This is a genomic window from Mesorhizobium sp. M1169, from assembly GCF_040318345.1.
In the GTDB taxonomy this organism is placed as follows: Bacteria; Pseudomonadota; Alphaproteobacteria; order Rhizobiales; family Rhizobiaceae; genus Mesorhizobium.
The window spans coordinates 1-14703 of sequence record NZ_JAMYME010000071.1 but is presented as its reverse complement, the minus strand read 5'-3'; the positions used below and the strand labels follow the sequence as shown (position 1 = coordinate 14703).

Below are 14703 nucleotides of genomic sequence, written 5' to 3'. Positions count from 1 at the left end.
CCCTACCCGGTACACCGACCCCGTCCCCACGCCCGAGGCTGAAAAGTCACCGGCCCTGCTGCTCCCCGCGGGCGCCAAGGGATAAGTGAATAAAGCGTTTCGTCCCGGGTGCGGGCGTCGCCCCGCCCGCCACTCCTTTCGCGTCGAAGGGAGGCTGCGTAACGCGAAGAGTGCGAAAACCTCTTTCCTGAGGGCCGCAAACCGGCCTTCAGGAAACGGGTTTTCTCCCGTTTCTGGCCCGGCGCCAATTGGCGCCGGGTGAAAAGACAAGAAGCCGCCGACAGGCGGTGGGCAACAATACAGGGCCGCCAAGGTGGCCCGAGATGCAAGGCGAGCCGCGGCGAGGCTCGTCCCGAGAATTGAGCTAAGGAGCGACGATGGCCCAGACCCAGACTTTCAATGGCCGCAGACGCGTACGCAAGTTTTTCGGAAAGATCCCGGAAGTTGCGGAGATGCCGAACCTGATCGAGGTTCAGAAGGCATCCTATGACCAGTTCCTGATGGTGGAGGAGCCCAAGGGTGGGCGTCCTGACGAGGGACTGCAGGCAGTTTTCAAGTCGGTCTTCCCGATTTCCGATTTTTCCGGCTCCTCGATGCTGGAATTTGTGAAGTATGAGTTCGAGGGACCGAAATTCGACGTTGACGAATGCCGTCAGCGCGACCTGACCTATGCGGCGCCGCTCAAGGTGACGCTGCGCCTCATCGTGTTCGATATCGACGAGGATACCGGCGCCAAGTCGATCAAGGACATCAAGGAGCAGGACGTCTACATGGGCGACATGCCGCTCATGACCTTGAACGGCACCTTCATCGTCAACGGCACCGAGCGCGTCATCGTCTCGCAGATGCACCGTTCGCCAGGCGTCTTCTTCGACCATGACAAGGGCAAGTCGCACTCGTCCGGCAAGCTCCTGTTTGCCGCGCGCGTCATTCCCTATCGCGGTTCGTGGCTCGACATCGAGTTCGATAGCAAGGACGTCGTGCATGCCCGCATCGATCGCCGCCGCAAGATCCCGGTGACGTCGCTGCTGATGGCGCTCGGCATGGACGGCGAAGAGATCCTGTCGACCTTCTACAACAAGATCACCTACAAGCGCGCCGGCGACCATTGGCGCATCCCGTTCAACGTCGACCGTTTCCGCGGCCTCAAGGCCGTTGGTGACCTGGTCGACGCCGACACCGGCGAGGTCGTCGTCGAGGCCGGCAAGAAGATCACCGCCCGCCAGGCCAGGGCGCTTGGCGAAAAGGGTCTCAAGGCGATCAAGGCGACCGACGAGGATCTGCTCGGCAACTACCTTGCCGAGGATATTGTCAACTACGGGACCGGCGAGATCTTCCTCGAAGCCGGTGACGAGATCGACGAAAAGACGCTGAAAGTGCTGCTTGGCACCGGTGACGATGAGATCAAGGTCCTCGACATCGACCACGTCAACGTCGGCGCCTACATCCGCAACACGCTCAACGTCGACAAGAACGAGAGCCGCCAGGACGCGCTGTTCGACATCTACCGCGTCATGCGCCCCGGCGAGCCGCCGACGCTGGAAACCGCTGAGGCCATGTTCAACTCGCTGTTCTTCGACAGCGAGCGCTATGATCTGTCGGCCGTTGGCCGCGTCAAGATGAACATGCGCCTCGAGCTCAAGGCCGAGGATACCGTGCGCGTGCTGCGCAAGGACGACATCCTGGCCGTGGTCAAGACGCTCGTCGAACTGCGCGACGGCAAGGGCGAGATCGACGACATCGACAATCTCGGCAACCGCCGCGTGCGTTCGGTCGGCGAGCTGATGGAGAACCAGTACCGCGTCGGCCTGCTGCGCATGGAGCGCGCGATCAAGGAACGCATGTCCTCGATCGAGATCGACACGGTGATGCCGCAGGACCTGATCAACGCCAAGCCGGCGGCTGCCGCCGTGCGCGAGTTCTTCGGTTCCTCGCAGCTGTCGCAGTTCATGGATCAGACCAACCCGCTGTCGGAGATCACCCACAAGCGCCGTCTTTCGGCGCTTGGACCGGGCGGTCTGACCCGCGAGCGTGCCGGTTTCGAAGTGCGCGACGTGCACCCGACGCATTACGGCCGCATCTGCCCGATCGAGACGCCGGAAGGCCCGAACATCGGCCTGATCAACTCACTTGCGACCTTCGCGCGCGTCAACAAATACGGCTTCATCGAGAGCCCGTACCGCAAGATCGTCAACGGCAAGCTGACCAATGAGGTCGTTTACCTGTCGGCTATGGAAGAGGCCAAGCACCACGTCGCGCAGGCCAATGCCGAGCTCGACAAGAATGGTCATTTCGTCGACGAATTCGTCATTTGCCGCAACGCCGGCGAAGTGATGATGGCGCCGCGCGAAAACGTCGATCTGATGGACGTGTCGCCGAAGCAGATGGTGTCGGTGGCCGCGGCCCTGATCCCGTTCCTCGAGAACGACGACGCCAACCGTGCGCTGATGGGCTCGAACATGCAGCGTCAGGCCGTGCCGCTGGTGCGCGCCGAAGCGCCGTTCGTCGGCACCGGCATGGAGCCTATCGTCGCCCGTGACTCGGGCGCCGCCATCGGCGCCCGCCGCGGCGGCATCGTCGACCAGGTGGACGCGACGCGTATCGTCATCCGCGCCACGGAAGATCTCGATCCCGGCAAGTCCGGCGTCGACATCTACCGGCTGATGAAGTTCCAGCGTTCGAACCAGAACACCTGCATCAACCAGCGTCCCCTGGTGCGCATGGGCGACCGGGTCAACAAGGGCGACATCATCGCCGACGGCCCGTCGACCGAGCTCGGCGATCTGGCCCTCGGCCGTAACGTGCTGGTCGCGTTCATGCCGTGGAACGGCTACAACTACGAGGATTCCATCCTCCTGTCCGAGCGCATCGTCGCCGACGACGTCTTCACCTCGATCCACATCGAGGAGTTCGAAGTCATGGCCCGCGACACCAAGCTGGGGCCGGAGGAGATCACGCGCGACATTCCCAACGTCTCGGAAGAAGCGCTGAAGAACCTCGATGAGGCCGGCATCGTCTACATCGGTGCGGAAGTGCAGCCGGGCGACATCCTGGTCGGCAAGATCACGCCGAAGGGCGAAAGCCCGATGACGCCGGAAGAAAAGCTGCTGCGCGCCATCTTCGGTGAAAAGGCCTCGGACGTGCGCGACACCTCGATGCGCATGCCTCCGGGAACCTTCGGCACCGTCGTCGAAGTGCGTGTCTTCAACCGCCACGGCGTCGAGAAGGACGAGCGCGCCATGGCCATCGAGCGCGAGGAGATCGAACGCCTCGCCAAGGACCGCGACGACGAGCAGGCGATCCTCGACCGCAACGTCTATTCGCGCCTTTCCGACGTTCTCGTCGGCAAGGAAGCGATTGCCGGGCCGAAGGGCTTCAAGAAGGGCTCGAAGCTGTCGAAGGACACGCTCGACGAGTATCCGCGTTCGCAGTGGTGGCAGTTTGCCGTGGAGAACGAAAAGCTCCAGAGCGAACTGGAAGCCCTGCGTGGCCAGTACGACGATTCCAAGAAGGCGCTCGAGCAGCGCTTCATGGACAAGGTCGAGAAGGTGCAGCGCGGCGACGAGATGCCTCCGGGCGTCATGAAGATGGTCAAGGTCTTCGTGGCCGTGAAGCGCAAGATGCAGCCCGGCGACAAGATGGCCGGCCGACACGGCAACAAGGGTGTCGTGTCGCGGATCGTTCCGGTTGAGGACATGCCTTTCCTCGAGGACGGCACGCATGCCGACATCGTGCTCAACCCGCTGGGTGTGCCGTCGCGCATGAATGTCGGCCAGATTCTGGAAACGCACCTGGGCTGGGCCTGCGCCGGAATGGGCAGGAAGATCGGCGATCTGATCGATGCGTACAAGACAGCGGGCGACATCAAGCCGCTGCGCAAGACGCTCGAGAGCTTCATGCCGGCCAACGACCGCAACGAGCCGGTCCGCGAATATGACGACGAGAGCATCGTTCGCCTCAGCGAGCAGATGCGCCGCGGCGTCTCCATCGCGACACCGGTGTTCGACGGCGCGCATGAGGCCGACATCAACATCATGCTGGAGCAGGCGGGCCTGCACACCAGCGGTCAGTCGCAGCTCTATGACGGGCGCACCGGCGAGCCGTTCGATCGCAAAGTGACGATGGGTTACATATATATGCTCAAGCTTCACCACCTTGTGGACGACAAGATCCACGCGCGTTCGATCGGTCCGTACTCGCTCGTTACCCAGCAGCCGCTGGGCGGCAAGGCGCAGTTCGGTGGCCAGCGCTTCGGCGAGATGGAGGTCTGGGCGCTCGAAGCGTACGGCGCCGCCTACACGCTGCAGGAGATGCTGACGGTGAAGTCGGATGACGTCGCCGGACGCACCAAGGTCTACGAGGCGATCGTCAGAGGCGACGACACCTTCGAGGCCGGCATTCCCGAGAGCTTCAACGTTCTCGTCAAGGAAATGCGGTCTCTCGGCCTCAATGTCGAGCTGGAGAACACCAAGCTCGACGACAACCCGATCCGGCTGCCCGACGCGGCCGAGTAAGCAAGACGTCCGGCCGCGGTCTTCCCGCGACCGGACGCACCAAATTCTCGGCCGATGGCCGATCAAGTCGGCGGGCGTTTGGCCCGCGCTAGATGCAAGGGGTTTTCGAGGACCCCGAAAAGGAGAACGGCATGAACCAAGAGGTCATGAATCTCTTCAATCCCCAGGCGCCTGCGCAGGTGTTCGATTCCATCCGGATCTCGCTTGCCAGCCCTGAGAAGATTCTGTCCTGGTCGTTCGGCGAGATCAAGAAGCCGGAGACCATCAACTACCGCACCTTCAAGCCGGAGCGTGACGGCCTGTTCTGCGCGCGCATTTTTGGCCCGATCAAGGACTATGAGTGCCTGTGCGGCAAGTACAAGCGCATGAAATACAAGGGCGTCATCTGCGAGAAGTGCGGCGTCGAAGTCACGCTGTCGCGCGTCCGCCGCGAGCGCATGGGCCATATCGAGCTGGCGGCACCGGTCGCCCACATCTGGTTCCTGAAGTCGCTGCCGTCGCGCATCGGCACGCTGCTCGACATGACGCTGAAGGACATCGAGCGGGTCCTCTACTTCGAGAACTACATCGTTACCGAACCCGGCCTCACCGCGCTGAAGGAGCACCAGCTGCTCAGCGAGGAAGAGTACATGATGGCCGTCGACGAGTATGGCGAGGATTCGTTCACCGCCATGATCGGCGCCGAGGCGATCCACGACCTTCTGGCCGGCATGGACCTCGAGAAGATCGCCGGCGACCTGCGTTCTGAGCTGGCTTCAACAACCTCCGAGCTAAAGCAGAAGAAGTACCTCAAGCGGCTCAAGGTCGTCGAGAACTTCATGGAGTCCGGCAACCGTCCGGAATGGATGATCATGAAGGTGGTTCCGGTGATTCCGCCGGATCTGCGCCCGCTTGTCCCGCTGGACGGCGGCCGTTTCGCCACGTCGGATCTGAACGACCTCTATCGCCGCGTCATCAACCGCAACAACCGCTTGAAGCGGCTGATCGAGCTGCGCGCGCCCGGCATCATCGTGCGCAATGAAAAGCGCATGCTGCAGGAAGCCGTCGATGCGCTGTTCGACAACGGCCGCCGCGGCCGCGTCATCACCGGCGCCAACAAGCGTCCGCTGAAGTCGCTGTCCGACATGCTGAAGGGCAAGCAGGGCCGGTTCCGCCAGAACCTGCTCGGCAAGCGCGTCGACTATTCCGGCCGCTCGGTCATCGTCACCGGTCCGGAGCTCAAGCTGCACCAGTGCGGCCTGCCGAAGAAGATGGCGCTCGAACTGTTCAAGCCCTTCATCTACGCCCGTCTCGACGCCAAGGGCTACTCCTCGACCGTCAAGCAGGCGAAGAAGCTGGTCGAGAAGGAGCGTCCGGAGGTCTGGGATATCCTCGACGAGGTCATCCGCGAGCATCCGGTGCTGCTGAACCGCGCACCGACGCTGCACCGCCTTGGTATCCAGGCGTTCGAGCCGATCCTGATCGAAGGCAAGGCGATCCAGCTTCACCCGCTGGTCTGCACGGCCTTCAACGCCGATTTCGACGGCGACCAGATGGCGGTCCACGTGCCGCTGTCGCTGGAAGCGCAGCTTGAAGCCCGCGTGCTGATGATGTCGACCAACAACATCCTGCACCCGGCTTCCGGCGCGCCGATCATCGTGCCGTCGCAGGACATGGTTCTCGGTCTCTACTACCTTTCGATCGTCAATCAGAACGAGCCGGGCGAGGGCATGGTGTTTGCCGACATGGGCGAACTCCAGCACGCGCTCGAGACCAAGGCGGTGACGCTGCATGCCAAGATCAAGGGGCGCTTCCGCACGGTCGACGCCGACGGCAAGGTCGTGTCGAAGATCTACGACACCACGCCTGGCCGCATGATCATCGGCGAGCTGCTGCCGAAGAACCACAACGTGCCCTACGAGACCGCCAACCAGGAGATGACCAAGAAGAACATCTCCAAGATGATCGACACCGTCTACCGCCATTGCGGTCAGAAGGAGACGGTCATTTTCTGCGATCGCATCATGGCTCTCGGCTTCAGCCACGCCTGCCGTGCCGGCATTTCGTTCGGCAAGGACGACATGCTGATCCCGGACGCCAAGATCAAGCTGGTCTCCGACACCGAGGCTTTGGCCAAGGAGTACGAGCAGCAGTACAATGACGGTCTGATCACCCAGGGCGAGAAGTACAACAAGGTCGTCGACGCCTGGGCCAAGTGCTCGGAAAAGGTCGCCGACGAAATGATGGCCCGCATCAAGGCGGTCGAGTTTGAGGACAACGGCCGTCAGAAGCCGATGAACTCGATCTACATGATGTCGCACTCCGGTGCGCGCGGCTCGCCCACCCAGATGCGCCAGCTCGCCGGCATGCGGGGCCTGATGGCCAAGCCTAGCGGTGAAATCATCGAGACGCCGATCATCTCGAACTTCAAGGAAGGCCTCACCGTTCTCGAGTACTTCAACTCGACTCACGGCGCCCGCAAGGGTCTGGCCGACACCGCCTTGAAGACGGCGAACTCGGGTTACCTGACGCGTCGTCTCGTCGACGTGGCGCAGGACTGCATCGTCAACTCGCTCGACTGCGGCACCGACAAGGGCCTCACCATGCAGCCGATCGTCGATGCCGGTCAGGTCGTCGCTTCGGTTGGCCAGCGCGTTCTCGGCCGCACCTCGCTCGACGACATCACCCACCCGGTCACCGGCGAGGTTCTGGTCAAGGCCGGAACGCTGATGGACGAGCGTGACGTGGAACTGATCGAAAAGGCCGGCGTGCAGTCGGTTCGCATCCGTTCGGCGCTGACCTGCGAGGTCAGGGTCGGCGTCTGCGCGGTCTGCTACGGCCGCGATCTGGCCCGCGGCACGCCCGTCAACCAGGGCGAGGCTGTCGGCGTTATCGCGGCGCAGTCGATCGGCGAGCCGGGCACCCAGCTCACCATGCGTACCTTCCACATGGGCGGCACGGCGCAGGTGGTGGATTCCTCGTTCCTTGAAGCCTCCTATGAGGGCAAGGTCGAGATCCGCAACCGCAACGTGGTGCGCAACTCCGACGGCCAGCTGATGGTCATGGGCCGCAACATGGCGGTGCTGATCCTCGACGAGGCCGGCAAGGAACGCGCCACGCACCGCGTCACCTACGGTTCGCGCATCTTCGTCGACGATGGCGACAAGGTGAAGCGCGGCCAGCGCATTGCCGAGTGGGATCCCTATACCCGCCCGGTCCTCACCGAAATCGAGGGCAGGGTAGCGTTCGAGGATTTGGTCGATGGCATTTCCGTTCAGGAAACCGCCGACGAATCGACCGGCATCACCAAGCGCGAGGTCATCGACTGGCGTTCGACGCCACGCGGCAACGACCTCAAGCCGGCGATCGTCGTCCAGGACGCCAAGGGCAAGGTCGGCAAGCTGTCGAAGGGTGGCGACGCCCGCTTCCTGCTCTCGGTCGAGGCCATTCTTTCGGTCGAGCCGGGTGCACAGGTTCGCCCCGGCGACGTGCTGGCGCGTATCCCGATGGAAAGCGCCAAGACCAAGGACATCACCGGCGGTCTGCCGCGTGTTGCCGAACTGTTCGAGGCACGCCGTCCGAAGGATCACGCCATCATCGCCGAGATCGATGGCACGATCCGCTTCGGCCGCGACTACAAGAACAAGCGCCGCATCATCATCGAGCCGCATGATTCGACGCTTGAGCCGGTCGAATATCTGATCCCGAAGGGCAAGCCGTTCCATCTCCAGGACGGCGACGTCATCGAGAAGGGCGACTACATCCTCGACGGTAATCCGGCGCCGCACGACATCCTGGCGATCAAGGGCGTGGAGGCGCTTGCCTCCTACCTCGTCAACGAAATCCAGGAGGTCTACCGACTGCAGGGCGTGTCGATCAACGACAAGCACATCGAGGTGATCGTTCGCCAGATGCTGCAGAAGGTCGAGATCACCACGCAGGGCGATTCGACCTACATTCCGGGCGACCACGTCGACGTGATCGAGCTGGAAGAGGTCAATGAGCGCCTGATCGAGGAAGGCAAGAAGCCGGCCGAAGGCCAGCCGGTGCTGCTCGGCATCACCAAGGCCTCGCTGCAGACGCCGTCCTTCATCTCCGCCGCTTCCTTCCAGGAGACGACGAGGGTGCTGACCGAAGCTGCGGTTGCCGGCAAGACCGACATGCTGCAGGGGCTGAAGGAAAACGTCATCGTCGGCCGGCTGATCCCGGCCGGTACCGGCGGTACGATGAGCCAGATCCGGCGCATCGCCACCTCGCGCGACGAGTTGATCATCGACGAGCGCCGCAAGGCGTCCGGCGTCGAGGTCGCCGAGCCGATGCTGACCGACATGGTTAACGCCGCGCAGTAAGCGCACAAGAAAGAGAAGATAGAAAAGGGGCCCAGGTGGCCCCTTTTCGCGTTGTGGTTCCCCAATCGGATCGGAGGAGAACGATGAGCAGGAAGATCTGGGCTTCTGTCGACGACTACATTGTCGAAGCTCTTTTCGAGGCGGATCCCGCACTCGATGCCGTTCTGGCGGCCAACCATGATCAGGGCCTGCCGCCTATCGACGTTTCCCCGGCACAAGGCAAGCTGCTCTCACTTCTTGCGCGAATGCAGGGAGCGAGGAAGGTACTCGAAATCGGCACGTTGGGCGGTTATTCGACAATCTGGATGGCGCGAGCATTGCCGATGGACGGCAAGGTCGTGACGCTCGAGCTTGATCCGCACCACGCCAGTGTCGCGCGGTCGAACTTTGAACGAGCAGGGGTGCCTGACCGTGTGGAACTGCGAGTCGGACCGGCGCTTCAATCGCTTGCGGCCTTAGGCGCCGAGAATGCCGGGCCGTTCGACTTCATCTTCATCGACGCCGACAAGCCGAACAACCCGCACTATCTGTCCTGGGCCATGCGTCTTTCGAGGCCGGGGACCGTTATCGTCTGCGACAATGTCATCCGTGACGGCGCGGTGGTGAATGAAGATGGTCGCGATGCCAATGTCGAAGGGGCACGCGCGGCGTTCTCGTTCATCGGCAGCGACAAACGTCTGGAAGGCACCGCGATCCAGACTGTTGGCGCCAAGGGCTATGACGGCTTTGCAATAGCGATCGTTAATTGAATTTGTGCGGTGCGCCGGCCGGACCTGCGATCCGGCGGCGCCCACTGATCAGTCGAAAAAAGCTTCCACCACATTGCGCTTGCCGAGCATGAAGGCGTCGGCGACGTGCTGCAGGGGCGCGAGATCGACGTCGGAGGTGCCGGCGCGCACGATCTCGGCAAAGCGCTTGTAGAGCATCGGGTATTCGGCTTCCGGCTCCTCGTGAACGACGCGGCCATCGATGGCAAGCTTTGAGCCGCCGCCAGAAAGCACCATCGATCCGGCCTCGGTATCGGCCAGGATGTCCCAGCTTTGCGGGCCGGTCTGACGCCAGTCGAGTTCCATCGTCACCGGCAGACCGTTCGAAGTGCGGAAAGCGATATGGGCGGCGATCGGGGCCGCGCGGTTCTCGGGGAAATCGAGTTCTGCCGAGCTGATGAACATCGGCGGCAGGATGTGGGTAGCGATCGACAGCGCGTTGATGCCGGGATCGAACACGCCAAAGCCGCCGGGAGCCCAGATCCATTCCTGATTCGGATGCCAGCGGCGCACGTCTTCTTTCCAATTGATGGCGGCCGACCTGATCGTTGTCGATCCAAGGAATGCGCGCGCAGCTTCGACAGCCGGCGCATAGCGCGAGTGCCAGCTGGCGAATAGGCAGACGCCGTTCGCTGCCGCCAGCGCCTTCAGGTCTTCGACTTCGCTGACCGTGGCGCCGGGCGGCTTTTCTAGGAAGACGTGCTTTTTCGCCGTGAGCGCCAAGCGCGCGGCGTCGTAACGAAACTGCGGCGGCATGCACAGCGACACCGCCTCGAGCTCCGGCACCGCGTCGAGCATCGCCTCGATCGTCGGGAAGTTCGGGATGTCTTCCACTTTGCCGTGCCGGCTCGCTGCGGCGACCAGGCGATAATCCTGGTCCTTCGCCAAGGCCGGCAGGTGCTGGTCGCGGACGATCTTTCCCACGCCGACGATGCCGAGCTTGATGGGATTAGAGGACATGGGAACTCCGCAGGTTGAGTGTGCTTGGTTTTGCCAGAGGTCGCTTCTTAGCAGAGAACTTGTGCCGGGCAAGTCGCCGGGCTTTGTCGCCGGCCCGTGAGATCGACCGCGATTCAGATCTCTTCAGATCGGCACATCGAACGTCACGATCGACACTTCGCCTTCGAGCGCGCCCTGATAGGCGGACAGATGCGGCTCCTCGTCGGGCACGCCGTCCAGGTCGCCGATCTGATCGAGCTCGGCCTCGGCATAACCTTCCGCGGCAAGTGATTCGAGAGCGCGGCGCACCGCCGAATCGTCGTCCGGCGCGACCAGCATCACATGCACGCCTTCCGGCTTGCCGCCTTTGCGCTTCCACACCCGGCCGGTAATAATGGTGACCGGGCGCTCCTCATTGTCATTCACGGGTTCGTACCTCCGGGCGAGGGGGTTTGGGCTGCTCATGCCGCCTTTTCGCACGAAGCACGGCCTGGAAACAGCCGCAAGCCGGTCACTTTCTGGCTTCCTCTTGAAAAACGGCGCAAGAAAATTACATGCGCTTTTCGCATGGCTGCCACGCCTCGGGTTCAGCGCAATATTTGCCGCTCCGGGGTTGACGGACAGTGGCCATACGAGTAGAAGCCGCCCAGTCAGAACCGATGTGAGGCTCTTGCTTCCGAAGCGACACGCTTTGGAGTTTGCCTCAAACAGGGTTCGTTTTACGAGCGAAAAGACATTTCCGGCGTGCACGAAGCGGCTTCCGCTTCCTCTGCCATTTGTTCGGGCAAGACCGCGAGGCGCGGTTTGTGGCCCGAATTTGCGTATGGAAGTGACGCTTTGAGCGGCCCTGACCGGGCGAGATACGGAATTGAGAGACAAGAGGGTTTAATGCCTACCGTCAACCAGCTGATCCGCAAGCCGCGCATTGCGCCGGTGAAGCGCAACAAGGTCCCGGCCATGCAGCAGAACCCGCAGAAGCGGGGCGTCTGCACGCGCGTCTACACCACGACGCCGAAGAAGCCGAACTCGGCGCTGCGCAAGGTGGCCAAGATCCGCCTGACCAATGGTTTTGAAGTGATCGGTTACATCCCCGGCGAAGGCCACAACCTTCAGGAGCACTCGGTGGTGATGATCCGCGGCGGTCGCGTCAAGGATCTTCCGGGCGTCCGTTACCACATCATCCGCGGCGTGCTCGACACGCAAGGCGTGAAGAACCGCAAGCAGCGCCGTTCGAAATACGGCGCCAAGCGTCCGAAGTGACCGAAGCGTAGCCAAGGTCGTTCCGGGCGGCGTCAAGCGACGATCCGGGATCCAGGCCACCGCGTAGAATTGAGGCAGAGAAAAAATGTCCCGTCGTCACAGTGCAGAAAAGCGTGAGATCAATCCGGACCCCAAGTTCGGCGATCTGATCGTCACCAAGTTCATGAACGCCGTCATGTATGACGGCAAGAAGTCGGTTGCCGAGACCATCGTCTACGGCGCGCTCGACCAGGTTCAGTCCAAGACCAAGCAGGAGCCGGTCACCGTCTTCCATCAGGCGCTCGACAATGTCGCGCCGCATGTGGAAGTGCGTTCGCGCCGCGTCGGCGGCGCCACCTACCAGGTTCCAGTCGATGTGCGCCCCGAGCGCCGTCAGGCATTGGCCATCCGCTGGTTGATCGCCGCCGCCCGCAACCGCAACGAGACCACTATGGTCGACCGCCTCTCCGGCGAGCTGATGGACGCGGCCAACAACCGCGGCACCGCCGTCAAGAAGCGTGAAGACACCCACAAGATGGCAGAAGCCAACCGCGCTTTCGCGCACTACCGCTGGTAAAGCGCGAACGAGACTGAAGAGGCACCTCCCATGGCCCGCGAATATAAAATCGAAGACTACCGCAATTTCGGTATCATGGCGCACATCGACGCCGGCAAGACGACGACCACCGAGCGCGTCCTCTATTACACGGGCAAGTCGCACAAGATCGGCGAAGTCCACGACGGCGCTGCCACCATGGATTGGATGGAGCAGGAGCAGGAGCGCGGCATCACCATCACGTCGGCCGCGACCACGACCTTCTGGAAGGGTCGCGACGGCAAGATGCACCGCTTCAACATCATCGACACCCCCGGCCACGTCGACTTCACCATTGAAGTCGAGCGTTCGCTGCGCGTGCTCGACGGCGCCATTGCGCTGCTCGATGCCAATGCCGGTGTCGAGCCGCAGACGGAGACCGTCTGGCGCCAGGCCGACAAGTATCGCGTGCCGCGCATGATCTTCTGCAACAAGATGGACAAGATCGGCGCCGACTTCTACCGCTCGGTCGAGATGATCGGATCGCGCCTCGGTGCGCATGCCGTCGTCATGCAGCTGCCGATCGGCGCCGAGACCGAGTTCAAGGGTGTCGTCGACCTCGTCGAGATGAACGCGCTGGTCTGGCGCGACGAGACGCTGGGCGCTGCCTGGGACATCGTCGAGATCCCTGCCGACCTCAAGGCTCGTGCCGAAGAATACCGCGAGAAGATGATCGAGGCCGCCGTCGAAATGGACGAGACGGCGCTCGAGAATTACCTCGAAGGCAAGATGCCGAGCAACGACGAGATCCGTGCGCTCATCCGCAAGGGCACGATCGCGGTGAAGTTCTATCCGATGTTCTGCGGCTCGGCCTTCAAGAACAAGGGCGTGCAGCCGCTGCTCGACGCCGTCGTCGAATATCTGCCGTCGCCGGCCGATGTCCCGGCCATCAAGGGCGTCGACGCCAAGACCGACGCCGAGATCGAGCGTCATGCCGACGACAACGAGCCGCTGTCGATGCTTGCTTTCAAGATCATGAACGACCCGTTCGTCGGTTCGCTCACCTTTGCCCGCATCTATTCGGGCAAGCTCACCAAGGGCATCTCGGTCGACAACACCGTGAAGGGCAAGAAAGAGCGCATCGGCCGCATGCTGCAGATGCATGCGAATTCGCGCGCCGACGTCGAAGAGGCGTTTGCCGGCGACATCGTCGCCCTCGCTGGCCTCAAGGACACCACCACCGGCGACACGCTCAGTGATCCGCTGCATCCGGTCATCCTCGAGCGCATGGAATTCCCCGATCCGGTCATCCAGATCGCCATCGAGCCGAAGACCAAGAACGACCAGGAAAAGATGGGTCTCGCCCTTCACCGCCTGGCCGCCGAGGATCCGTCCTTCCGCGTCAAGACCGACGAGGAATCGGGCCAGACGATCATTTCCGGCATGGGCGAGCTTCACCTCGACATCATCGTCGACCGCATGCGCCGCGAGTTCAAGGTCGAGGCCAATGTCGGCGCGCCGCAGGTGGCCTACCGCGAGACGATCACCCGCAAGCACGAGCAGGACTACACGCACAAGAAGCAGACCGGCGGTACCGGCCAGTTCGCCCGCGTCAAGATCCTGTTCGAGCCGAATCCGGAAAGCAGCGAATTCGAGTTCGAAACCAAGATCGTCGGCGGCGCTGTGCCGAAGGAATACATCCCCGGTGTCGAAAAGGGCATCAACAGCGTCATGACCTCGGGCCCGTTCGCCGGCTTCCCGATGATCGGCGTCAAGGCGACGCTGATCGATGGCGCCTACCACGACGTGGACTCGTCGGTTCTGGCCTTCGAAATCGCCGGCCGCGCCTGCTTCCGTGAAGCAGCCCCCAAGCTTGGCGTGCAGTTGCTCGAGCCGATCATGAAGGTCGAAGTGGTGACGCCGGAAGATTATGTCGGCAGCGTAATCGGCGACCTGAACGGCCGTCGCGGCCAGATCCAGGGCCAGGAAGCCCGTGGCGTAGCTGTGGTCATCAACGCGATGGTGCCGCTCGCCAACATGTTCAAATACGTGGACAACCTTCGCTCGATGAGCCAGGGCCGCGCGGCCTACACGATGCAGTTCGACCACTACGAGCCGGTCCCGACCGCGGTCGCCCAGGAAGTCCAGAAGAAATACGCGTAACTCGAAACGAGTTGCATCAGTAACTTAATTCAAGGCCCGCACGGGCTGGCAGGAATGGAGAGATCACATGGCAAAAGGTAAATTCGAGCGCACTAAGCCTCATGTGAACATTGGCACGATTGGTCACGTCGACCATGGCAAGACGTCGCTGACGGCGGCGATCACCAAGTATTTTGGCGAATACAAGCGCTACGACCAGATCGATGCGGCGCCCGAAG

The 14703-nt window shown here is 62.4% G+C and carries 9 protein-coding genes; 7 read left to right on the top strand and 2 right to left on the bottom strand.

All coding sequences use genetic code 11. The features are described 5' to 3' along the window. Positions 1-377 precede the first annotated feature (377 nt). The 3 genes from rpoB to NKH41_RS32715 all read left to right on the top strand — a co-directional run bounded on the left by rpoB (position 378) and on the right by NKH41_RS32715 (position 9591). Entirely contained in the window at positions 378-4514 is a 4137-nt protein-coding gene (rpoB, locus tag NKH41_RS32725; protein WP_352682666.1) for a DNA-directed RNA polymerase subunit beta, read from the top strand. 131 nt (positions 4515-4645) lie between these two features. Next, the gene (gene rpoC / locus NKH41_RS32720; protein WP_352935756.1) at positions 4646-8842 is read left to right on the top strand and encodes a DNA-directed RNA polymerase subunit beta'; all 4197 of its coding nucleotides are present in this window, start codon (positions 4646-4648) and stop codon (positions 8840-8842) included. An 83-nt stretch (positions 8843-8925) separates the two neighbouring features. Then, positions 8926-9591 carry an O-methyltransferase gene (locus tag NKH41_RS32715; RefSeq protein WP_352935753.1) on the top strand — a complete coding sequence of 222 codons (666 nt, stop codon included), beginning with the start codon at positions 8926-8928 and terminating at the stop codon, positions 9589-9591. A gap of 48 nt (positions 9592-9639) precedes the next feature. Here the strand turns inward: NKH41_RS32715 and NKH41_RS32710 are convergent, their stop codons facing one another. Both NKH41_RS32710 and NKH41_RS32705 read right to left on the bottom strand, forming a co-directional pair. Then, positions 9640-10569, bottom strand: a complete 930-nt coding sequence (locus NKH41_RS32710) for a Gfo/Idh/MocA family protein (protein WP_352935750.1) — start codon at positions 10567-10569, stop codon at positions 9640-9642. 123 nt (positions 10570-10692) lie between these two features. Further along, positions 10693-10974: a transcriptional regulator gene (locus tag NKH41_RS32705; protein WP_254817147.1), complete on the bottom strand. Its 282-nt coding sequence runs from the start codon at positions 10972-10974 to the stop codon at positions 10693-10695. A 462-nt stretch (positions 10975-11436) separates the two neighbouring features. Between NKH41_RS32705 and rpsL the strand changes: the two genes are divergently transcribed. The 4 genes from rpsL to NKH41_RS32685 form a co-directional block, all read left to right on the top strand. Continuing rightward, on the top strand, positions 11437-11808 hold the full coding sequence (gene rpsL, locus NKH41_RS32700; protein ID WP_006333356.1) for a 30S ribosomal protein S12: 372 nt from the start codon (positions 11437-11439) through the stop codon (positions 11806-11808). Positions 11809-11893: 85 nt separating this feature from the next. Then, on the top strand, positions 11894-12364 hold the full coding sequence (rpsG, locus tag NKH41_RS32695; protein WP_008875664.1) for a 30S ribosomal protein S7: 471 nt from the start codon (positions 11894-11896) through the stop codon (positions 12362-12364). Between the two features lie 30 nt (positions 12365-12394). Continuing rightward, positions 12395-14485: an elongation factor G gene (gene fusA / locus NKH41_RS32690; protein WP_023680448.1), complete on the top strand. Its 2091-nt coding sequence runs from the start codon at positions 12395-12397 to the stop codon at positions 14483-14485. Between the two features lie 67 nt (positions 14486-14552). After that, positions 14553-14703: GTP-binding protein (locus NKH41_RS32685; protein WP_352643320.1), on the top strand; the 151-nt coding region annotated here is incomplete at its 3' end.

Bases quoted from the DNA above. Each gene is read 5' to 3' on its own strand.
- rpoB (WP_352682666.1), top strand. From the start codon at position 378: ATGGCCCAGACCCAGACTTTCAATGGCCGCAGACGCGTACGCAAGTTT.
- rpoC (WP_352935756.1), top strand. From the start codon at position 4,646: ATGAACCAAGAGGTCATGAATCTCTTCAATCCCCAGGCGCCTGCGCAG.
- NKH41_RS32715 (WP_352935753.1), top strand. From the start codon at position 8,926: ATGAGCAGGAAGATCTGGGCTTCTGTCGACGACTACATTGTCGAAGCT.
- NKH41_RS32710 (WP_352935750.1), bottom strand. From the start codon at position 10,569: ATGTCCTCTAATCCCATCAAGCTCGGCATCGTCGGCGTGGGAAAGATC.
- rpsL (WP_006333356.1), top strand. From the start codon at position 11,437: ATGCCTACCGTCAACCAGCTGATCCGCAAGCCGCGCATTGCGCCGGTG.
- rpsG (WP_008875664.1), top strand. From the start codon at position 11,894: ATGTCCCGTCGTCACAGTGCAGAAAAGCGTGAGATCAATCCGGACCCC.
- fusA (WP_023680448.1), top strand. From the start codon at position 12,395: ATGGCCCGCGAATATAAAATCGAAGACTACCGCAATTTCGGTATCATG.